Source organism: Arthrobacter sp. UYP4 (assembly GCF_057291175.1).
Genome location: NZ_JBXAVU010000002.1, coordinates 595,657 through 616,173 on the forward strand (window position 1 = coordinate 595,657; position 20,517 = coordinate 616,173).

General features: G+C 68.0%; 18 protein-coding genes. 11 read left to right on the plus strand and 7 right to left on the minus strand.

Going from position 1 to position 20,517, the window contains the following annotated elements; all coding sequences use genetic code 11:
- Positions 1–64: 64 nt before the first annotated feature.
- The 5 genes from AC0Z9V_RS11410 (at position 65) to AC0Z9V_RS11430 (ending at position 7,371) form a co-directional block, all read left to right on the plus strand.
- Positions 65–643, plus strand: coding sequence for an ArsR/SmtB family transcription factor (locus AC0Z9V_RS11410; protein WP_485141574.1), 579 nt, complete (start codon positions 65–67; stop codon positions 641–643).
- Complete coding sequence (locus AC0Z9V_RS11415) at positions 640–1,431, plus strand: SRPBCC family protein (protein WP_485141575.1); 792 nt, start codon at positions 640–642, stop codon at positions 1,429–1,431. Before AC0Z9V_RS11410 ends, AC0Z9V_RS11415 begins: the two co-directional genes overlap by 4 nt.
- Before the next feature lie 514 nt (positions 1,432–1,945).
- Positions 1,946–3,784 carry an HNH endonuclease signature motif containing protein gene (locus AC0Z9V_RS11420; protein ID WP_485141576.1) on the plus strand — a complete coding sequence of 613 codons (1,839 nt, stop codon included), beginning with the start codon at positions 1,946–1,948 and terminating at the stop codon, positions 3,782–3,784.
- A 194-nt stretch (positions 3,785–3,978) separates the two neighbouring features.
- Positions 3,979–5,511 (plus strand): sulfatase-like hydrolase/transferase, encoded by a 1,533-nt coding sequence (locus tag AC0Z9V_RS11425; RefSeq protein ID WP_485141577.1) that lies wholly within the window; start codon positions 3,979–3,981, stop codon positions 5,509–5,511.
- A 309-nt stretch (positions 5,512–5,820) separates the two neighbouring features.
- Positions 5,821–7,371: an LTA synthase family protein gene (locus AC0Z9V_RS11430; RefSeq protein ID WP_485141578.1), complete on the plus strand. Its 1,551-nt coding sequence runs from the start codon at positions 5,821–5,823 to the stop codon at positions 7,369–7,371.
- A gap of 248 nt (positions 7,372–7,619) precedes the next feature.
- Here AC0Z9V_RS11430 and AC0Z9V_RS11435 read toward each other — a convergent pair whose 3' ends face one another.
- From AC0Z9V_RS11435 to AC0Z9V_RS11455, 5 genes are all read right to left on the minus strand, one after another.
- Complete coding sequence (locus tag AC0Z9V_RS11435; RefSeq protein ID WP_208739562.1) at positions 7,620–7,859, minus strand: hypothetical protein; 240 nt, start codon at positions 7,857–7,859, stop codon at positions 7,620–7,622.
- A 110-nt stretch (positions 7,860–7,969) separates the two neighbouring features.
- Positions 7,970–8,587 (minus strand): TetR/AcrR family transcriptional regulator, encoded by a 618-nt coding sequence (locus AC0Z9V_RS11440; protein ID WP_485141579.1) that lies wholly within the window; start codon positions 8,585–8,587, stop codon positions 7,970–7,972.
- 165 nt (positions 8,588–8,752) lie between these two features.
- Positions 8,753–9,850, minus strand: coding sequence for an alcohol dehydrogenase catalytic domain-containing protein (locus AC0Z9V_RS11445; RefSeq protein WP_485141580.1), 1,098 nt, complete (start codon positions 9,848–9,850; stop codon positions 8,753–8,755).
- Positions 9,847–11,307, minus strand: a complete 1,461-nt coding sequence (locus AC0Z9V_RS11450) for a purine-cytosine permease family protein (RefSeq protein WP_485141581.1) — start codon at positions 11,305–11,307, stop codon at positions 9,847–9,849. Before AC0Z9V_RS11450 ends, AC0Z9V_RS11445 begins: the two co-directional genes overlap by 4 nt.
- A complete protein-coding gene (locus AC0Z9V_RS11455) occupies positions 11,304–11,477 on the minus strand; it encodes a hypothetical protein (protein ID WP_208740031.1) in 174 nt (57 codons plus the stop codon). The genes AC0Z9V_RS11450 and AC0Z9V_RS11455 overlap by 4 nt, the downstream gene beginning before the upstream one ends.
- Before the next feature lie 135 nt (positions 11,478–11,612).
- On the opposite strand from AC0Z9V_RS11455, the gene AC0Z9V_RS11460 reads away from it, so the two are divergent.
- From AC0Z9V_RS11460 to AC0Z9V_RS11485, 6 genes are all read left to right on the plus strand, one after another.
- A complete protein-coding gene (locus AC0Z9V_RS11460) occupies positions 11,613–12,410 on the plus strand; it encodes a nitrilase-related carbon-nitrogen hydrolase (RefSeq protein WP_485141582.1) in 798 nt (265 codons plus the stop codon).
- Between the two features lie 148 nt (positions 12,411–12,558).
- A complete protein-coding gene (locus AC0Z9V_RS11465) occupies positions 12,559–12,882 on the plus strand; it encodes an NIPSNAP family protein (protein ID WP_208740033.1) in 324 nt (107 codons plus the stop codon).
- A gap of 230 nt (positions 12,883–13,112) precedes the next feature.
- Entirely contained in the window at positions 13,113–14,219 is a 1,107-nt protein-coding gene (locus tag AC0Z9V_RS11470) for an SDR family oxidoreductase (protein ID WP_485141583.1), read from the plus strand.
- 489 nt (positions 14,220–14,708) lie between these two features.
- Positions 14,709–15,623, plus strand: coding sequence for a pullulanase X25 domain-containing protein (locus AC0Z9V_RS11475; protein ID WP_485141584.1), 915 nt, complete (start codon positions 14,709–14,711; stop codon positions 15,621–15,623).
- 422 nt (positions 15,624–16,045) lie between these two features.
- Positions 16,046–16,804 carry a zinc metalloprotease gene (locus tag AC0Z9V_RS11480; protein ID WP_485141585.1) on the plus strand — a complete coding sequence of 253 codons (759 nt, stop codon included), beginning with the start codon at positions 16,046–16,048 and terminating at the stop codon, positions 16,802–16,804.
- A 96-nt stretch (positions 16,805–16,900) separates the two neighbouring features.
- Positions 16,901–17,446, plus strand: a complete 546-nt coding sequence (locus AC0Z9V_RS11485) for a heme-degrading domain-containing protein (protein WP_133082811.1) — start codon at positions 16,901–16,903, stop codon at positions 17,444–17,446.
- Between the two features lie 301 nt (positions 17,447–17,747).
- Here AC0Z9V_RS11485 and AC0Z9V_RS11490 read toward each other — a convergent pair whose 3' ends face one another.
- Both AC0Z9V_RS11490 and AC0Z9V_RS11495 read right to left on the minus strand, forming a co-directional pair.
- Entirely contained in the window at positions 17,748–18,413 is a 666-nt protein-coding gene (locus AC0Z9V_RS11490) for a hypothetical protein (RefSeq protein WP_485141586.1), read from the minus strand.
- A 99-nt stretch (positions 18,414–18,512) separates the two neighbouring features.
- Positions 18,513–20,507: a primary-amine oxidase gene (locus AC0Z9V_RS11495; protein WP_485141587.1), complete on the minus strand. Its 1,995-nt coding sequence runs from the start codon at positions 20,505–20,507 to the stop codon at positions 18,513–18,515.
- Positions 20,508–20,517: the final 10 nt, after the last annotated feature.

Sequence of the window (20,517 nt, forward strand, 5' to 3'; positions counted from 1 at the left end):
TTCTGTCTTCCGCCCGCGGAATAGACCCATTGACAACTTTTCTTGTCGAGCGCACGATGATGGCATGTACGACGTCGAAGTCATCGAAAGCGCTGAGGCAGCCGCCGCTGTGCTGGATCCGGTCCGAGCCAGGCTGCTCGGCGAGCTTGCCGTTCCAGCCTCCGCCGCCGGGCTCGCCGCCCGGGTCGGTATCGCACGCCAGAAGATCAACTACCACCTCAGGACGCTCGAGACGCACGGCCTCGTGGAACTGTTCGAGGAGCGCCGGCACGGGGGCATCACCGAGCGGGTGCTGCAGGCGTCGGCTGCGTCCTACGTCGTGTCACCTGCGGCGGTCAGCGGGTCCGCGGCAGATCCGGACGCCAACGATGATCACCTGTCGGCGGGTTACCTCGTCGCGCTGGCCGGCCGGCTGATGCGCGAGGTCGGCGCCCTGGCGCGCCGGGCAGGCGCATCCGGTCAGCGCCTGCCGACGCTGACCATCGACACGCAGATCGGTTTCCGATCTGCCGCTGACAGGGCTGCCTTCGCGAACGATCTGACCGCCGCGGTGCTCGACTTGGCCGCTCGCTACCACCACGACGACGGGCTCCCCCACCGGCTCGTCGTCGCCGCCCACCCCCTTCCCGAGGAGAAGTCATGAGCACGACACCGAACGTCCCGTACCGCCTGGAATTCAGCGTCGAGGTCCCGGGGACCCCGGAACAGGTCTGGCAGGCCATCGCCACCGCCAAGGGCATGAGCGCCTGGTTCCTGCCGACCGAGATGGAGGAGCGCGAAGGCGGTTCCCTTCATTTCGCCATGGGTCCCGAGATGGGCTCGGACGGTCAGGTCACCCGCTGGGACCCGCCGCGCCGCATCGAGTACGAGGAGGACTGGGCCGCCCTCATGGGCAAGGACCCGGAGGCGCTCAGCCCGCTGACGTCGGAATTCCTCGTCGAGGCGCGCTCGGGCGGCACCTGTATCGTGCACGTCACCAGCAGCGGCTTCGGGACCGGCGATGCCTGGGAGTCGGAGTTCTGGGATGACATGGGCACCAGCTGGATGCCGTTCTTCGACAACCTGCGCCTGTACCTGACGCACTTCCCCGGCCAGGAGGTCACTCAGCTCGAGGCCTCCGCCTCCCACCCCGGAGATGCGCAGACGCTCTGGGCCACCCTGCACGGCGCGCTCGGCCTGGGCGATGAGGGCGCAGCGGTCGAGGTCCGCGGCACCACCGGCACGGTGGAGCGTGTCGGTGAGCGACAGGTACTGATCCGGATCACCGCACCGGTTCCCGGGATGCTCAGCGTCTTCGCTCACGGCGAGGGCGAGAGTACAGCGACCGTGGGCGTACGGGCGTATCTGTTCTCGGCCGACGCGGCGGACTACGTGCAGCGCGAGGAGCCGGCGTGGCAGGCCTGGCTGCAGGGGCTCACCGTCCCGGCCTGACCGTTCGGGCGGGCTAGCTGCGCTCAGGGGGTGACCCCTTCCGCCGACGGGCCCGCCCCGAGGCGTGAGGGGCTGAACCTCGACTGTGCCGTTCATCCCGGCTTTGGTGTCGATGCCCGCGGCCTTGGCGTGGCTGCGTTAGTGAGCGCGACCTTGGCACTGCGGTGGCGTTAATCGCCACCTCGGCACTGCGATGGCGTTGCTCGCCACCTCGGCGTTGCTGCGGCACTCGACGCGACCTCGACGTTGCTGTGGTGCTGCCCGCCACCTCGGCGTTGCTGTGGCGTTGCCCGCCACCTCGGCGTTGCTGTGGCGTTGCCCGCCACCTCGGCGTTGCTGTGGCGTTGCCCGCCACCTCGGCGGTGCTGCGGCGTTGCCCGCCACCTCGTCGGTGCTGCGGCACCAGCGGCCGACGACGGGCGTCCTCGAAGGCTGTGGAGGAGAGGTGCCTGACTTCTCCTCCACAATGGGTCGGAGGAAGCGGGATTAGTACGTACGTTCGATAAAATGAGTCATGGCCGTTGCACCGCTCGAGCATCCCGATACTCCACTGGAGTTCATTCGGTCCGAGCTGCTCGCTTTCGGTCAGGACCTGGCAGAGCACCACCTCCTCCTCCCCAAGAGTGACGTCGTGGAAGCGCTCGTCACCATCGAGGAGATCTCGAAGATCGTCGATCATCTGCAAATCGTGGCCGCTCGAGCCGCTCAGGACCACGACGTTGTGGGCACCGGCGAGCAGGACGCTTCCGGATCGCTCATCGCGCGGGCGGAGCTCAGCCTGTCGAAGGTCGACGGCGAAGGCTCCGCGGACATCGCCGGCACTCCTTCAGCAGATGCCGATCAGCGGGACAAGAAGACCCGACATCCCGAATTCAGGACCTGTGCCGACTTCCTGCGAGCCCGACTCGGCATCAGCCGATTCGAGGCGAACCGCCGGTTGAGACTTGCGGCAGGCGTCCTGCCCGGCGTCGCTGCGAGCGGCTGCTCCACTCCCGCTCCGATGCCCATCCTCGGCACCGCAGCGAACGCGGGCGAGGTCAGTGGACGCGCGGTCTTGATCGTCCATGACGCGGTTCAGCGGGTACGTACCGTCGCAACTCCACGGCAACTCGAGTCGATGGAGCGCCACCTCACGCTGCAGGCGATGGAATCGGACGAGGACCTCCTGCGCGTTCTGGCGCGACGCTGGGAAGGTGTACTCGACCAGGACGGGCAGGAGCCTACGGAGAAGGTGCTGCGGGCACGACAGGGTGTCTTCCTCAAGGGCAGACGGAACGGCTTGCATTTTCTGGAGATCGGCGCCACTGACGAGCAGTTCGAGCATCTGGTGACCGCCATGAACACTGCGACGAATCCGAGGGGAAAGTCCGGCGCCCTTGAGGCCACCGGAGACCCGGCGTGTGGGATCAGAACCGACGGGGTTGCCGGTGAGAGTGGATGGGGCGATACCGGCGGGGGCGGCACTGGCGACGGTGGAAGCGGCGAGAAGAACTCAGGCTGGGGTGGCATAGGCAAGGGTGGCGCCGGCGTTAAGAACTCAGGCTGGAGCGGCACAGGCGAGGGTGGAAGCGGCGAGAAGAACTCAGGCTGGGGTGGCATAGGCAAGGGTGGCGCCGGCGGGAGCGACGCAGGCTGGAGCGGTACCGGTGGAAGCGACGCAGGCTGGAGCTCCACAGGAGGGGACGACTCAGGTTCACGTGACGCCGGCGACGACGCCCGGCCGACGCGCCCCCAGAGCCTCCTCGACGGATTGGTGTCTGCGTGCAGGATCGCCCTGTCGACGGACGGGCTGTCCGCATCAGGCGGACACCGACCCCAGGTCATGGTGACCATCAGCTACTCGGACCTCGTGGGCGAGATGGAGCGGGCCGGTCACGCTGTGTTCGGGCAGCAGATCAGCGCACGAAGCATCCGGAAGCTGGCCTGTGATGCCGACATCATCCCGCTGGTCCTCGGCGGCAAGGGCCAGATCCTCGACATCGGACGGGCACAGCGGCTCTTCCCTCCACATCTGCGCCGCGGCCTCGTTGCGAGGGACAAGGGTTGCGCCTTCCCCGACTGCTCGATCCCGGCAACCTGGTGCGAAGCCCACCACATTGCGCCCTGGGCCACAGGAGGAACGACAAGTATCAGCCAGGGAGTCCTCCTGTGCTCACGTCATCATCACGTGGTGCACGAAGGGAAGTGGACGGTCGAATCGAAGCACGGCATCCCCTGGTTCACTCCGCCGACGTACGTCGATCCGGGTCGGACTCCGCGAAGAAACAGGTACTGGCAGGTGGAGGAGGCGGTCCACGAGCAACTACTCGACGCCGAAGCCGCGCAATCTACTGCCCGTAGCAACTCTGCTTGAGAGTTCGCGGGGCACCGCTGGCGGAGCGCAGCAGGGTACAGCTCACGACGTGCCGCGGGTACCAATCGTGAACAACGAGTGAACTCTGGTTGAACAGGTAGCCTGACGGTATTAAAATTCTTCTGACCGAGGACGGGCCGGATGTCAAGGGTCTACGGCGACTACGCGGGCATCTGCGAACGCGAGGTGTTGCCTTGGCTGACGAAGCACTGCAGGTCGCTCGACGGGTCGGCGTCGTCGCGGGACGCACCCTGGTCTACGTCCTGATCTGGGCCGGCCTCGCGCTGCTCATTGCCGCCGCCGGCATCCGCTACTACTGGGGCAAGATCACCGTGAGCCAGATGCTCATGAACCTGGTCTCCGTAGAGACCGACGGCGGGGGCGGAGCCATCGTCTGGGTGGCCATCCTGGGAATCGGCGTCGCTCCCCTGCTCATCACCGTCGGGATCGCTCTCTGGCAGTACGTCCAACGCCGCAAGCACCCTCGTCGCTCGCAGTGGAAATCGCGCACCATCTCAACGACCTTGGTGGCCGCGGTGGTGCTGGGCGGCACCACGGCCTTCGACACCACCGTCGGTATGAGGGACTACATCGCGGCGGCCAACTCCCGGTACGACCTCGGCGACTACTACGTGGAGCCGACCGTCACCGGCGACGCGAACAAACGCAACCTGGTGCTGATCTACCTCGAATCCGGTGAAGCCACCCTCGCAGACGACCAGCTCTTCGAGAAGGACGCTTTCGCTGCCTTGAAGGAGGCCACCAAGGCGGTCGACGGTTGGCAGAGCGTGGAGGATCTCCAGCAGTACAAGAGCGGAGGCTGGACCATGGGCGGCCTCACCGCGACGCAGTGCGGCATCCCGTTGAAGGGCATGGCCTCCCCTGGCGGGGGCCCTCAGACCAATGCCCTCGGTGGCGATGCGAGTACCTATCTGGGCGGGGTGACGTGCCTGGGCGATGTCCTGGACCAGCACGGGTACACCAACGTCTTCCTGGGCGGCGCGAATGCCGCCTTCGGCGCAAAGGACACCTTCTTGCGCACCCACGGCTACTCGGAGCAGAAGGGCCTTTTCGACTGGCGTGCCGCCGGTGAGCCGGAGGAGAACTTCCGCAGCGACTGGGGCCTGAGCGACCAACGCCTTCTGGCCTACGCCCGGGAGGAGGTCGATGAACTGCATGCCGAGGCGGAGAAGACCAGTCGACCCTTCAATCTCACGCTGCTGACGCTGGACACCCACGAGCCCGCACACCTCTTCGACTACTGCGATGTGGGCACGGAGAACGAGGTCACCTCCGTGTACTCCTGCTCCATGACCCTGGTGGCAGGATTCGTGGACTACCTGGCAGAGAAGGGTTACCTGGACGACACCGCTGTGGTGATCATGGGTGACCACCTCAAGCGCATGGGCGCGGATGACCCGTTCCACGAGCAGCTGGACGATGCCGACCGCACCATCTTCAATCGGTTCTGGATACCGGGCGACGACTACAGCACCACCACGTTGCGCCCCCGCGTGGACCAGATGAACATGTACCCCACAATCTTGGAGGCGGCCGGCCTGACGCTGCAGGATGGCGAGGCGGGGGTGGGGGTGTCCGCCTTCGCGCCATTCGTCCCGGAGGGGTCGGCGCAGACGATGGAGTCGGTCGCCTATGGTGAACTGCTGGACTCACTGTCCCCACTGTTCTACGAGAGAGCCTGGGCCGGTGAGGACATCGGGCAGTAGGGCGACGCAAGGGCCGCCCGCTCCTCGGGCATGGCGCGGAGCAGTCATCGATGGCGCTGGGGCCGACCACGAGAACCCGCAGCCCTCCTGGTCCCACGAGCGGCCGGTGGGAGCGCTCACTGCTGAGAAGGTTCCGGCACCGGATCGACCACCGGAATGGTCGCATGCCGCACGATGCAGCGGGTGAAGTAGGGGTGAACTCAGGTTGAACAGGTAGCCTGACGGTACTAAAATCTTTCCGCCCGAGAACGGGGCGAATGTCAAGGGTGTGCGGCGACCACGCGGGCATCCCGAACGCGAGGTGTTGCCATGCTCGGCCGGATTCTGCACGTGACCCGACGGGTCGGCGTCGTCCTCGGACGCGTCCTGGTCTACGTCCTGATCTGGGCTGGGCTCGCGCTGCTCATCGCCGCCGCAGGTATCCGTTACTACTGGGGCGAGATCTCGGTGGGGCAGATGCTCCTGAACCTCGTCTCCGTGGAGACCGACGGCGGTGGCGGCCTCGTCTGGATCGGTGTCTTCGGCATCGGCGTCGTACCCCTGCTGCTCACGCTCGGAATCGCCCTCTGGCAGTCCCGCCGTCGCCGCAAGCGCCGCAACCTGGGCGACGCAATTCGCCCTCGCCGCCGGTGGGTCATGCGCTCCCTCTCCACCGCCCTGGTGGCAGCCGTCGTCGTCGGAGGCACCACGGCCTTCGCCAGCTCGGTCGGGGTGAAGGACTACATCGCAGCTGCGAACTCCGAGTACGACCTCGGCGACTACTACGTGGAACCGACCGTCACCGGCGACGAGGACAAGCGCAACCTGGTGCTGATCTACCTCGAATCCGGTGAAGCCACCCTCGCGGACGACCAGCTCTTCGAGAAGGACGCCTTCGCTTCCCTCAAGGAAGCGACCAGGGCGTCCGACGGTTGGCAGAGCGTGGACGACCTCCAGCAGTATCGGGGTGGGGGCTGGACCATGGCGGGCATCACCTCGACGCAGTGCGGCGTCCCGTTGAAGGGCCTGGGCACCGCAGGAGACAGCAGCTCCTCCTCGACGGACGGTGACGACGTCGACACCTACCTGGGCGGCATCACCTGCCTGGGCGATGTCCTGGGCGACCACGGCTACACCAACGTCTTCCTGGGCGGCGCCAACTCCTCGTTCGCCGCGAAGGACACGTTCCTGGGCAGCCACGGCTACTCCGAGGTGAAGGGCCTTGCCGACTGGCGGGCCGCGGGTGAACCGGTGAAGAACTTCCGCAGCGACTGGGGACTGAGCGACGAACGACTCCTGGAGCACGCGAAGGACGAGATCGATCAACTGCACGCGGACGCGGAGCGGACCGGTCAGCCCTTCAACCTCTCCCTGCTGACGCTGGACACCCACGAGCCGGTGCACGTCTACGACTACTGCGACGTGGACACGGACAGCGAGGTCACCTCCGTGTTCTCCTGCTCGATGACCCTCATGGCCGGCTTCGTGGACTACATGGAGGAGAAGGGCTACCTCGACGACACCGCCGTGGTGATCATGGGCGACCACCTCAAGCACATGAGTGCAGGCGACGCTTTCCACGAGCAGCTCGACAACCACAGCAACCGCACCATCTTCAACCGGATCTGGATACCGGGCGCGGACGGCGACAGCACGTTGCGCCCCCGTGTGGACCAGCTGAACCTGTACCCCACGATCCTGGAGGCGGCGGGCCTGACGCTGCAGGGCCGTGAGGCCGGGCTGGGTGTGTCCGCCTTCGCGCCGTCGGTCCCGGAGACTTCGGCGCAGGCGATGGAGGCCGGCGCCTACGGTGAACTGCTGGACGCCCTGTCCCCGGAGTTCTACGCCCGGGCCTGGGCCGGCGAGGACGGCACGCCGTAACGCGACCCGCGTCTCTGACCGGGCGTAACGCGACCCGCGTCGCTCGATCTGCGTCGCTGATCCGGTGCCGCTCAAGACGCGTCGCTCGATCCGGCGTGACGCGATCCGGGTCGCTCGATCCGGCGCCGCTCGAGACGCGGCGCTGGTACGGCGTGACGCGATCCGGGTTGCTCGATCCGGCGTGACGCGATCCAGATCGCTCCGGCGTCGCCCGATCCGGCGTCGCTCGATCTACGCCGCAGGCTCCCTCACCACCAGCGGTGACGGCACCCGGACTTCTGGCACTCCCACTCGGGCGTCCCGTACCGGGGCTCACCGGTTGCAGGATCGGGACGCCATTCCTCGCTCATCACGCAGCCCGCGTACACCACGCGCGGGTTCTCCTCCTGCACGGAGGGCGGGACCATGCCGTAGGCGATCGGCCAGGCCTCGTGGCCGCATCGAGGACACGGCGTCGTCCGGCTGGACCCCTTCGAGATCGTCGTCATACCCAGAGGGTAGGCGGACGCTACGACGATCCAAGCTGCACTGAGCCGCTAGAAGTTCTTGTCAGCTGCGCAGGATCTCCGAGCTGCCGGCGCGAGCATCGCCGTCGCCCTCAATTCCGGGCCAGCGTCTGCAGGTACGCGACGATCGCCGTCACCCCCACCTCGAAGCTGATGTCGGCGCGCGGTCCTGCCAGGGATGCCTGCGCAAACGCTCCGTGGAGCGCGGGCTGGGCCTCGGCATCCGCGAGCCAGGCCGACTCGGGCGCCGCCACGTCGAGGGCAGAGCCCAGCATGAAACTGTCGAGCACGGTCACCGCCACCACCACGTCGTCGGCCGCGAAGCCCTGCTCGACGAACAGTGCGGCGAGGTGCTCGTAGATCTCGAGTGTCGCCCGGTCCGTCGCCGCCTCACCCACGAGCAGCGGGATGCACTTCGCGTGCTGGCCCAGCGCGCTGCGGTAACTGCGGGCCCATGCCGCGGCCCGGTCCTGCCACGCGGGGCCGGCCGTGAAGAAGTCCCCGGCCGCCAGGGCGTCGGCTCCGATGACGGACCGGATCCCGTTGATGATCTCCGGCCGTCCCTGCACATGGTGGTAGATCGACGACGGACTGACCGAGAGCCGCTTCGCGAGTCCCGGCAGCGTGAAGTCTCCGAACTCGTCGACCAGCTCGAGAGCCGCCCGATAGATCTTCTCCGGCGACAGGATCGCCTGGCGTGGCCGCCCCATGTTCCCCCTGACTCGGCGGCATCGCCGCACTGCTGTATCCGCTGACGACTGTGCCCGAAGACGGCTCCGGCCCGCTGACGACTGTGCCCGCCTACGGCTCCGCCCCCCGCCGTCGCCGTCGCCATCGCCGTCGTCGTCGTCGCCGTCGCCGTCGCCATCAAATGACTAGAACACGATCACGCTACGGGCTCGCTCCCCCCTGCGCATCGCGTCGAAGGCCTCGTTGACCTCCTGGAGGCCGATCCGGTGCGAGATGAGCCGGTCGACGGGCAATCGACCGGCGAGGTACAGCTCCGCGAGCCGCGGGAAGTCCCGACCCGGCACGGTGGACCCGTAGTTGGAGCCAATGAGCGACTTGCCGCTCTCGGCGAGCAGCAACGCGTCGATGGAGACCGGGCTGTCCTCGGGCGGCAGACCCACGATGACGGCCTTGCCGCCGGGCGCGATGAGGGAGGGAAGGGACTCGATGGTCTGGACCCGCCCGATCGCCTCGAAGGCATAGGCCGCGCCTCCCCCGGTCAGGCCCTGGATCTCCTCCGCGAGCCCCGCGGACGGCGTCAGCGTGTGGGTGGCGCCGAAGTCCCTTGCCACGGCGAGCTTCTCCTCGCTCAGGTCCACCGCGATGATCGGATTTGCACCGACGAGTCGCAGGGCCATGATGATCGAGAGCCCCACACCACCGGTGCCGACGACGACGGCGGACGTGCCCGCCTCCACGCCGGCGTCGTTCACCACGGCTCCGAACCCCGTCGCGACCGAGCAGCCGATGAGGCTCGCGACGTCGAACGGGACCTCCCGGGGGATGCGGATGGCACCGGTCTCGGGTACGACGGCGTACTCGCTCATCGACCCGACGGTCAGGTACGGGAACACCCGGTCGCCGTCGAGCGAGAGCGGGGTGCTGCCGTCGGGCAGCAGGCATTCCTCGGACCGGCTGCCCGTGCATACGTACGACTTGCCGGAGAGGCAGGCGGTGCAGCGCCGGCAGGGGTAGAACCAGGACAGGATGACGTGGTCCCCCACCGCGACGTCGGTGACGCCGTCGCCGATCGCCTCGACGGTACCGGCGCCCTCATGGCCCATGACCGTGGGTGAGGGCAGCGTCCAGTCGCCGTCGAGCACGTGGCGGTCGGATCCGCAGACACCCGAGGCGCCCATCCGGACGAGGACGGTGCCCGGGCCGGGATCGGCGACGTCGACCGTGGTCAGTTCGAGGTCCCGGGAACCGCTGCGGTGGACCGCGGCCTGTGCGGGGCGGCTCATACGTTCCTCCCGGCCTTCTCCGCCGGGGCATAGCCGCCGACGCCGCGGCGGACGTAGAGCACCCGGGCGAGCACGTAGTACACGATCGCCCCGACGACGGCGGAGGGGAACGATGCCGTGATGTAGCTGAAGACGGGCTGGGTGGTGAGCGTGACCGGGTTGTAGATCACGAGGTAGAAGACGGCCCCGGCAGCGACGGCGCCGAGTCCGGCCCAGTTGATCCCACCGGAGAAGTGGTAGGCGCTCTCCTCCCGGTGCCGGTACAGCTCCTCGAGTGCCACGCGCTGGCGGCGCAGCAGGAAGTAGTCGGCGATGATCGCCCCGCACATCGGGGCGAGGAAGGCCCCGCTGAGGGTCACGAACGTCATGAACCGCAGGTACATGAAGCCCGGGAAGAACGCGAGGATGGCCGGCAGCACGAAGAACCCCGCGCAGAGCCAGGCCCACCGGATCCGCGAGAGCAGGTTGCCGCTGGCCTGACGGATCGCCAGCACCGTCGAGTAGACGATGGAGGACGTGCTGGTGATATTGGCGAAGGCGATGAACAGAAGGATGAAGGCGCCGAGGATCGGGCCGCCGAACGGCAGCATCCAGACGGTCGGGTCCGAGTCCCCGAGGGTCAGGGCGGCCGCCATTCCGACGATCTGTGCGATCAGGGTGGCGCCGAGCAGCCCTCCGTACGAGGGCCAGAGGGCGGCCCGCGGTGTCTTCGTCAGCCGGGCGAGTGACCCCATGACCGGGTACCAGGAGACGCCCACACCGGCATTGAACTCGACGGCGAGCGCGAAGTTGAGGCGGTCGTCCTCGAACGGGGCGAGCGGCGCGGCGCTGAGCAGCGTGTCCCAGGAGGTGTTGATCACGAGGAAGACCATCAGGAAGACGGTCACGATGATCAGGCCCGGCGCGATGAACTTGTTGAACCGTCCGATGGTGACGGGTCCGCGGGAGAGGATCCACCAGGAGACGGCGATCGCGACGAGCGCGAAGAACGTCACCATGAGGCTTTCCGGCCCGAAGTCGGTGCCGAACGTCGAATTGGACACCTGCGTGACCGCCCTGCCGACCATGATCGCCAGCAGCGACGACCAGCCCATCTCGGTGATCAGGATGACGGTGAAGACGAGGATGCCCACGCCGACCAGCCCGAAGACGGGCCGGAGGATGGTGTACTGCTCGACGCCGTAGCGCTGGCTGGCGACGACGCTGGCGAGGATCATGAACCCGAGCCCGATGGCGTTGCCGATCACCATGGCGGCGATGCCCTGCTGGAAGCCGACGAGCAGCGCCGTCGAGCCTCCGACGAGGAACGCCCAGGTGGCGATGGCAAGGCTGATGTTGACGCCGGTGAAGTCGGCGCCGTTCCAGATCCGTTCGGTGCGGAGCAGCGGCAGTGAACCGAGCGATCCGCTGGTCTCGCCGACGGCGGGGGTGGCGTTGCCCTGCTTGTTCCCGCTCACAGCGCCAGCACCAGGAAACCCAGCACGGTGATCCCGAGGGTCACCAGGGTGAACAGGCCGAGGTCCCGACCCGAGAGGGCGGCACGCGAGGAATCGCCCTGCTCGTGCGCCGAGATCTCCGTCAATCTCCGTTGCAACGCTTCTGCTGTCGCGCTGTCTGCTGCATCCATCGTTTCCGCCTCCGCTAATCGAATGTCATTCGGTTTGGGTCAATGATTGGGCCTAGCATGGGCTCTGTCAACGGGTTTACGTTGGCCCTGTCAGCACGGGAAGACGGTGGCAGAACCGTTCGGGGAGGGATAGGCATGGCCGGATTGGCGGTACTCCAGGCCGCGGGGGTGGTCGGCGCTGTCGACGAGAACCTCCGCCGGCTCGACACGTATGCGGCTCGCGTCGCCGAGCAGGGCGCCGACATCCTGGTGAGCCCGGAGCTGTTCGCCACGGGCTATGCGCCCACACGCGTGGCCGATTCGGACGGGCAGGGCATCCGCGCCGAACTCGGGGGTATCGCCCGGCGCCACGGCATCGTGCTCGTCGGATCCACCGTCGAGGCCACGCCCACCGGGCGGCACATCAGCGCCTCGCTGTTCGACAGCCGGGGCACGGAGCTGACCCGGTACCGGAAGTCGCACCTGTTCGGACCGGAGGAGCAATCGGTCTTCCTGCCGGGGAACGACCTTCCGGAACTGGTCCCGCTTCTGGGCCTGACCGTGGCACTCGGCATCTGCTACGACATCGAGTTCCCGGAGTTCGCGCGCAGTGCGGCGCAGCGGGGCGCGGACCTGCTCCTCATCCCGACGGCCGTGCCGGCGACGGGCGACGTCGGGAACCGCGCACCGGAGCACACCTACAACGCGGAGCGCATCTCGACCCTGCTGGTGCCCGCCCGCGCCCTCGAGAACGGCGTCTACATCGCCTATGCCAACCACACCGCGCCCGACTTCACCGGGCTGAGCAGCATCGCGAGCCCGTACGGGACGTTCCTCGGGCTCGCGGGCGACGGGGAGGAACTGCTGGTCGCCGAGGTCAACCACGCGGAGGTGCTCCGCGCCCGGGAGCTCAACACCTACATGACCTGCCGGCGTCCGGAGCTCTTCGCGTAGCTCTCCGCCTGGCTCCCCGTCAGAGGATGAGCGTCGGCGCCCGGGGGCTGCCTGGTCGGACCGGTACAGCAGCACACCTGCGGACGATGACCCTGCCCGCACGCCTAGGCTGGGACCGACAACCGCCGTCGCCAGCACAAGGAGAACCATGACCTACGAACTGCGCACCTACACCGCCACCCCCGGCAAGCTGGACGCCCTGATGGCACGTTTCCGGGACAGCACCATCGACCTCTTCGTCGAACACAACATGACGAGCCTCGGCTACTGGACGCCGGTCGGGGTCCCGGATGTCCTGGTCTACCTGCTGCGCCACGAGGGCGATCCGAAGGCGAACTGGGCGGCGTTCGGCGCAGACCAGCGGTGGATCGATGCGAAGGCGGCCTCCGAGGCGGACGGCGCCCTGACGGCGAGCATCGAGTCTCTGATGCTCGACGCGACGGACCTCCACCCGATCGCCGGAGCGCAGTAGCCGCCGTCGCACTCTGTCCTTCCTCGCCACGGAGGCATGGACCATCGGGAGCAGGGCCCGTCCCGACGGGTGCGATACACCACCATTCCTGCGGATGGCACTCCTCCTCCAGATGGCGCTGCACGCTCCACTGAACGACCGCCTCTGGCTATCGTTGACGTCGACCACAAAGGCCGGGCTCAGGCAGTCGCTGACCTCGGCACCGATCCCCGACGCGCCAGGAGCCCAGTGTGACCGATGACGGCAGAGAACCGACCCCTGCAGCGCCTCCAGGGGCAGGCGAGGAGCCGCAGGTCGTCCTGGTTGCCGGCGCGGGCGGGGTCATCGGCCGGCATGTGGCGGACGAATACCTTCGTCGCGGGACGCCGGTCCGCGGGCTGAGCCGCCGGCCTGTCACCGGAGCGCGCTGGGAGCACCTGCCCGTGGACCTGCTCGACCGGGAAGCGGCCCGCACCGGGCTGGACGGCGCCCGCGACACCACCCACCTGGTGTTCGGCGCCTACATCGAGCGGCCCACGACCGAGGAACAGATCGAGGTCAACTCCGCCCTGCTGACCCATGCCCTGCAGGGCCTCGACGACGCCGGTGCGCCTCTTCGCCATGTCACCCTCTATCAGGGCGGGAAGGCATACGGAGCGCATCTCGGGTACTTCAACACCCCCGCGAAGGAACGCGATCCGCGGCTGATCCAGCCCAACTTCTACTACGACCAGGAGGACATCCTCCGCGCGGCCGCGGCGAGGCACGGGTTCCAGGCCACGATGCTGCGCCCGGAAGGTGTGGTGGGGTACGCAGTCGGCAATCCGATGAACATCCTGATGGTCATCGCCGTCTACGCGAGCATCTGCCGCGAGCTGGGCCAGCCGTTGCGCTTCCCGGGTACGCACGCCGCCTACGATGCGCTCTACCAGGTGACCGACGCGTCCCTGCTGGCCCGCGCCACGGTCTGGGCAGGCACGGAACCACGCGCCGGCGGGGAGGTCTACAACATCACGAACGGGGACCAGATCCGGTGGCGCCACCTGTGGCCGGTGTTCGCCCGCCACTTCCGGATGGACTATGCCGAGCCGCAGCCCGTCCCGCTCGCCGAGGCGATGCCCCAGCACCAGGACCTCTGGCAGCGGATGGTGACGAAGTACGGCCTCGTCCCGACCCCCTACGAGGACCTGGCCGGCTGGTCCTTCGGCGACTTCCTCTTCCGCTCGGAGTTCGACAACGTCACGTCCACCATCAAGGCCCGGCAGCACGGGTTCGCCGACTGCCTCGACACCGAGGACAGGTTCCTCGAGCTCTTCGACGAACTGGCTGCCAAGAAGGTCATCCCACCGATCGTATGACGGACCCGGGTCGGACCGCGGCAGGTGGTTCCGAAGAAGTCCGGCGAGAGACGTCACCCCAGTCGTTCCCGCGCAGATCCTCAATGAACAGGTAATGGGCGGGGAAAAACGGGTACCCGGCTGCAGAATGGATTCCCTCCACCTCTCCTACTGTTGCAGGGAACCGTCCTCGCGCGGTGGCCACGACGGGCAGCCGTCAGTGAAATGGGGAGACAGCCATGAAGAAGTTTGTGATCGCGGCTGCGTGTGCACCGCGCGTGCCGCCGCGGCACCTGCTGCTACCGCGAGCACCCTTCCGGTCGTGACCGCCGATCCGCCCGCTGATCCGCCCCCATTCCGGCTTCGTCATGCGGCGAAGCCTGGCACCGGAACGGCGTGCCCTCCGATAAAATCAGGGTGCTGTCGTCCGCAGCCCTAGCACCGTGAAACCCCGCCTGGGTAGGAATCCGTGTCCCGGAGAATACTTCCCAAGTCCCTGATAGCTCGATCATGATGGACGGCGAACGCCGTCCGACGTCCACGAAGGAGACCGCCATCGCCCCCCGGAACAGCACCAACGTCCGACTCCGCACCACCCTCGCCCTGCTGGCCGACCGCCAGAAGTCAGGGACGATCGTCGCGCCCAGCGAGCTGATGTCCCAGGCCGTGGCCGAGGTCCCCTTCGACGAGAAGGAAGCCGAGCTCCTCGCCGGCGGCGTACCCCGCGGCTACAAGGCGTTGACGACCGCGACCTCCAAGCTCGTGAAGGCCGGCTGGCTCGTCAAGGGCCGCAGCGGCTGGACCGCGACCGACGAGGGCGTCCGCGCCGTCGAGGTATTCAGCGACGCTGAACAGTTCGCGAACGCCATGCTCAGCGGCGCGCCCGTGCCCGACCGGGCTCCCGTAGCACCCTCGCACGCGCCGCAGGCGCCCGAACAGCTCGGCGAGGAGGCGCAGGCCGCGCCGGCCGACGATTCCGACCCGGACGAGTCGATGGCGAAGCTGGTCGAGTCCCCTGCCGCCGAGGATCCCACTCCCCCGGAGGTTCCGGTGACCCTCGAGGTGACCGACACCGCGCCCGAGCACGCGCCGACCGACACCCCCGCCGACGAGGCGTGGCAGGACCAGCCGCAGTCGGTCGCCCTCTCCGGCGACTTCGACCCGCTGTTCGGTGAGGCCGGGCACTGGAGTACGGACCTCCGTGAACTGCAGTTCGCCTGGGAGCCGACGGAGAACACCTGGAAGCTGTCCCTGCAGCTCCCTGCCGGCAACTACCAGTTCAAGATCCTCGTCAACGGCTCCTGGGACGAGAACTACGGCCGGTTCGGCGTGCGCGACGGCGAGAACCACGAGCTGCACCTGCTCTCGGACACCACCGTGACGTTCCGCTTCGACTACGACACCAAGGACATCGAGACCTCGTAGCCCTCGACCTCCTTCCGGCCCCGCCTGCTGCCGCTCCCCGGCACCGGGCGGGGCCGTCGTCGTTCCCGGCCTGATCCCGCCCGTAGCTGCGCCTGAATCCCACCCGACATCAGCCTTCGCGCAGCATTGCCCAAGGACCACCCGAACCGGGCAACCCGCCTCCGCTCGTGCAGCAGGATGAATGAGGAACATCCGCAGGGGGAAGAGCAGGGCGCATGGGGGCGATTGATCGCGAGTGGTACCACGAGCGGCGAACCACGGCAGATGGCGTGCGGCGGTCGCCGTCGGGAAGGGTCCCGCAGTGGGCGCTAGACGAAGCCGTCGGACGCCCGTCCGCTCCCCCGCCCTGGCGTGCCGCGCCGGCGAGGACGAGACGCAGGCGGAGCAGATCAGCCGTCCGGCTGCGGCTCGGGACCGCCGGTGTGCTAGCACTCGTCGCGTTCCTGTACCTGACGCCGTCGTTGTTCGACCGCTTCGTGCTGCCCGCCGCCCTCCCGTACCTGCCCGGCGCCGATGTGCCGCCGCGCGGCGTCGAGGCCAACGACGTCCCGCTCGGTATGCCGCCGCCCGCCCCGGCGTCGACGGCGTACACACTGCTCGAGTCACCTGTGGAGGATCAGGAATGGGTGGCCTACGATCCCTGCCGGCCCGTGCACTACGTGGTCCGGCCCGACAACGCACCGGCGGGATCGGAGGGCCTGGTCCAGGAGGCCGTCGCCGAGGTCTCCGCCGCGACGGGACTGCAGTTCGTCGACGACGGCATCACCACGGAGGCGCCGTCGGAAAAGCGCGACCTGTACCAGCCGGAGCTGTACGGGAAGACCTGGGTCCCGGTGCTGGTCACCTGGTCGAGCGCTGCCGAGGTGCCGGGTCTCGCGGGCGATGTCGCCGGACTCGGTGGCAGCGACTACGCGCAGACGCCGGGGCACCCGCTCGTGTACGTGGGCGGACAGGTGCAGCTCGACGCCCCCGATGCCGCCGACACCCTCCTCTACCCGGGCGGCCGCGCCTACCTGAAGGCGACCATCATGCACGAACTCGCGCACGTCGTCGGCCTCGACCACGTCGACGATCCCAACGAGCTCCTGTACGAGAAGAACGTCGGCTCGATCTCGTTCGGCGAGGGTGACCGCGCCGGTCTCGCACTCCTCGGCACCGGCCCGTGCGTGCCAGAACTCTAGGGCGGATCGCGAGGACCGCTCGAGTGTGTCAAGAGCAACTGACTAAATCGTCGAAGTAGTTTCCGTGCGACCATCACCGCCCCGTAGATTTATCCAATGAGCAATGATGCTGCCTCGACAGTCCTCCGCCCGTTCGATCCCGACGGCGGGAACGACCAGCCTGCCGAAGCCCTCGAGGCACTCATCGCGAAGATCGAGACCGAGGTCGCCGAGCTCCAGTTCACGCGCTTCACGAACGACGACGCCGTGGCGCTCGGGCAGCTGCTCGTCCAGCTGGGCGTGGGCCGCAACCTGCCGATCGCGGTCAGTATCTGCAAGCCGAACCACATCCTGTTCCGGGCCGCGCTCGACGGCGCCACCCCAGACAACGACTACTGGCTCGATGCGAAGAGCCGCACGGCCGCCCGTTACCTCGTACCGTCCCTGCTCGTCGGCCTGCGTGCCCGGCGCAACGGCGGCCGCGCCGAGGACAACCCGATGTTCGACACGTCGACCCACGCCGCCCACGGCGGTTCCTTCCCGCTATACATCAGGGGTGTGGGTCCTGTGGCCACCGTGACGGTGTCCGGCCTGCCGCAGCTGGAGGACCACAAGCTCGTGGTCGAGGCGCTGCGCACCTTCCACGCGGCCGACGGCCTGTAGCCGCGGCTCCAACCTGCTCCTGACCTTTGCGGGGGCCGGCACGTGCGGTTCTACGATCCCCCGCCCAGTCGGGTACCGGCCGAACCGCGATGGCCCGGCTCTTGAAACACGCCGGTCGAGTTTCGACCGCCGTGTCGATCCGGCTGTCAAGCCACCTCGGTCGGGTACCGACGGGACCGCGATGGCCCGGTTATTGAAGCACGCCGGTCGAGTTTCGACCGCACACGTCGATCCGGCTGTCGAGCCAGGACGGTCCGAGTGCCGGTCAGCGAGGCCGAACTCCGCTCACCCGCTCACGCGCTCACGCGACCATCGACGCCGCCATCGCGGCAACGCTGACGGCTGCCAGGCAGGATTCCACGCCTGCTCTCGGCAGGAACCTTGAGCCCCTTCGTGCATCGTCCCGATGTGTACGGCGGTGTGCCACGACCAGCACCACCGTGTAGGCGAGAAGGGCTGCGACGCCCGCCGCCAGCAGGACCGGCAGGAGGGTCGGGCCACCGTGCGCGTGCCCGGCATGGGTGGTGACACCGGGGCCTGCATCGTCCGCGTGCCCTCCGGTGATCGTCAGGGCAGCCATCGCGATCATGGACAGTGAGCGGTGCATGCCGAAACCGCAGGGCGCCGGCCCGGCCGTGCTGCGTCCGCCCACCAGCAGGAGGGGCCCGGCCAGCAGCAGCACCACACCCCAGACGACGCCGGGCAGCAGGTACACGGCGTCGAAGGCCATATCCGCCATGGCGACGAGCATGACGGCCATGCCGACGACGGCGCTTCCGGGGGTACGCCCGACATCGGCAGGTTCCCCGGGCGACCATCCGTCGCGGAGTCCCGGGGTCCTGCCGCCGACCGGCCCAGCCATGGATCCGACCAGCCGACGCCGCCCCCGGGGAACCAGTCCCCTGACGCAGACAGCGAATCCCGCTGCTGCTGACAGCAGCATGATCGCGCTGAGCGAGGTGTTCATCCGACTGCTCCTGGGGACGGCGGACGGGGACGGCAGATGGGGATCAGGCAAGCCGGATCAGGCGAATCGGATCAGGCAAGCCGGGTCAGGCAAGCCGGGTCAATGGCAGGACCCGGTGGCGCCACCGTCATCCGTGCCCATGGCGCAGTGACCACTGGTGCCGGCCGGGACGTTGAGCACCGGGTTGCCGCCGAAGAAGCCGTGCGGCTTCAGGGTGAATTTGGCGTAGTCCACGGGCATGACGGGCCAGTCCTCCGGTCGCGGGAAGTGGGTGAGCCCGAAGGTGTGCCACAGCACGACGTCGGTGTTCTCGAGGTTCCGGTCCGCGGCCATGTACCGGGGCAGCCCGTCCCCGCCCGGGTTCTGGTTCACGAGGTCCCCCGCCGGATAGCGCTCCTCCTGGTCGTAGGCGGAGACCCAGAGGTGCTTGGTGGTGTACGAGGCACGGGACGTGATGCCTGCGGCTGGATCGGCGAGAAGCGTGGGCGTCTGCTCCGGGTAGAGCACGTATCCGGTGGGCTTCCCCAGCCGGTTCTTCTTCCCGGGATTGGTGATGTGCCAGGTCCGGCCGACACTCGCATCGGCGATGCGGCCGCCGTCGGCCTCGGACGTGATGGGCGTGGCCTTGTTGGTGAAGGCGTTACCGTACGGGTTTCCGGGTCCCATCGGGAGGCGCTGCGCGTCGACCTCCACCACAGTGTTGTTCACGCCGTCGACCGTCATGTCCAGACGCGCGGAGAACAGGTGCTGGTGGTACGGCGCACCGACCCCGGGGGCCACCTCGGAGGCGTAGGGATAGTCGCCGCCGGGGTAGGCGGACGGGAAGAGGATCCCGGTCAGCTTGGCCTCGCACTCGATGGTGCCGTCGAGGTAGAGGTACCAGTAGAAGCCGTAGTCGTAGTTGCCCACGGTGGTGAAGAAGCTGATGACGAGCCGGCGCTGGCGGCGGACGTCGGAGGATCCGGTGAACAGGTCGTTGTGCTTCCAGAGGGTGCCGTAGTCCTCCTCGTGCATGCAGATCGCGTTCTTGATGGTCTTGGGGCTCCCCGACTCGTCGGCGATGGTCGCGTCGAAGTAGTGGATCTCGCCGAGGCAGTCGCAGCCCAGCTGCAGTTCGTTCGCGAAACGGCCGAACAGGTACTCCCCGGTGTCGAAGTAGTTCTGCCAGTAGCGCGTGGGCGACGGATCGGCGTAGGGGACCACCATCTCCGCGATCGACCCGCGGTACATCACCGGGCGGTCCACGTCCTGGTCCTGGAAGCTCAGCTGGCGCAGGATGAGCCCTTCGCGGGCATCGAAGCTCACGCCGAGCTTCCAGTTGGCCCACTCGATCCTCGAGCCGTCCACGCTGAAGGACGGGCCCTCGGGCTGCGTGATCTCGATCGGCTTCAGGGTGGTGAGCTCGGGGCCGCGGTAGTCCGCCAGGTGGAAGTTGCCGACCTCGGGTGGCAGGTCGAACGTCTTGTAGTCGACGACGTCGAGCACGGTCCGGGCGATCGGGTCGACGTAGGCGCAGAGGCCGTCGATGGGGCGGGCCCAGATGTTGTCCTCCACGTTCTCGCGGTAGAAGCCGAAGCAGCGGATGATCCGGTGCCCGCTCTCCCCCTCGTTCTCGTAGTAGCCGGGTGAGAGCGGGGCCGAGATGACCTTCATCGGGTCGAGTCCGCGGGCCTCGATGGCGTCGCGCCACGCTGTGTCGGCCTGCAGGATGGGGTCGATGATCTCGAACTCGGCTTCCAGGATCGGCAGCTGGCCGGTCGATCCGTCCACGATCGTGGTCCGGAGGACGACGTCGGACGTCAGGGAGACACGCAGGTCGCGTGCCTCTCCGCTGCCCAGGTTGAGCAGCATCACGCGGGCGATGCGCTCGGGCAGGGGTCCGGTGCCGTCCTCGTAGGCGAGTACCTCGGACTTCGCGGGTTCGACGAGTCCCACGTAGACGAAGCGGGTGTCCGCGTCGGTACCGCCCGCCGCGTGGACGAGGGCCTGGACCCTCGTGATCTCGGCGCCGTCGAGTCCGGCCAGGACGTCGACGCGCCCGAGGGCCTCCGTGGCGACGGGAGCCGGTGCGGTGGTGTCATCTACAACTGTCATGTCTTCGGGT

Coding starts and splice junctions, on each gene's coding strand:
- AC0Z9V_RS11415 (WP_485141575.1), top strand. CDS start 640: ATGAGCACGACACCGAACGTCCCGTACCGCCTGGAATTCAGCGTCGAG.
- AC0Z9V_RS11440 (WP_485141579.1), bottom strand. CDS start 8,587: ATGGGGCGGCCACGCCAGGCGATCCTGTCGCCGGAGAAGATCTATCGG.
- AC0Z9V_RS11495 (WP_485141587.1), bottom strand. CDS start 20,507: ATGACAGTTGTAGATGACACCACCGCACCGGCTCCCGTCGCCACGGAG.
- AC0Z9V_RS11460 (WP_485141582.1), top strand. CDS start 11,613: ATGGCCGGATTGGCGGTACTCCAGGCCGCGGGGGTGGTCGGCGCTGTC.
- AC0Z9V_RS11465 (WP_208740033.1), top strand. CDS start 12,559: ATGACCTACGAACTGCGCACCTACACCGCCACCCCCGGCAAGCTGGAC.
- AC0Z9V_RS11490 (WP_485141586.1), bottom strand. CDS start 18,413: ATGAACACCTCGCTCAGCGCGATCATGCTGCTGTCAGCAGCAGCGGGA.
- AC0Z9V_RS11475 (WP_485141584.1), top strand. CDS start 14,709: ATGATGGACGGCGAACGCCGTCCGACGTCCACGAAGGAGACCGCCATC.
- AC0Z9V_RS11435 (WP_208739562.1), bottom strand. CDS start 7,859: ATGACGACGATCTCGAAGGGGTCCAGCCGGACGACGCCGTGTCCTCGA.
- AC0Z9V_RS11420 (WP_485141576.1), top strand. CDS start 1,946: ATGGCCGTTGCACCGCTCGAGCATCCCGATACTCCACTGGAGTTCATT.
- AC0Z9V_RS11485 (WP_133082811.1), top strand. CDS start 16,901: ATGAGCAATGATGCTGCCTCGACAGTCCTCCGCCCGTTCGATCCCGAC.
- AC0Z9V_RS11430 (WP_485141578.1), top strand. CDS start 5,821: ATGCTCGGCCGGATTCTGCACGTGACCCGACGGGTCGGCGTCGTCCTC.
- AC0Z9V_RS11445 (WP_485141580.1), bottom strand. CDS start 9,850: ATGAGCCGCCCCGCACAGGCCGCGGTCCACCGCAGCGGTTCCCGGGAC.
- AC0Z9V_RS11410 (WP_485141574.1), top strand. CDS start 65: ATGTACGACGTCGAAGTCATCGAAAGCGCTGAGGCAGCCGCCGCTGTG.
- AC0Z9V_RS11455 (WP_208740031.1), bottom strand. CDS start 11,477: ATGGATGCAGCAGACAGCGCGACAGCAGAAGCGTTGCAACGGAGATTG.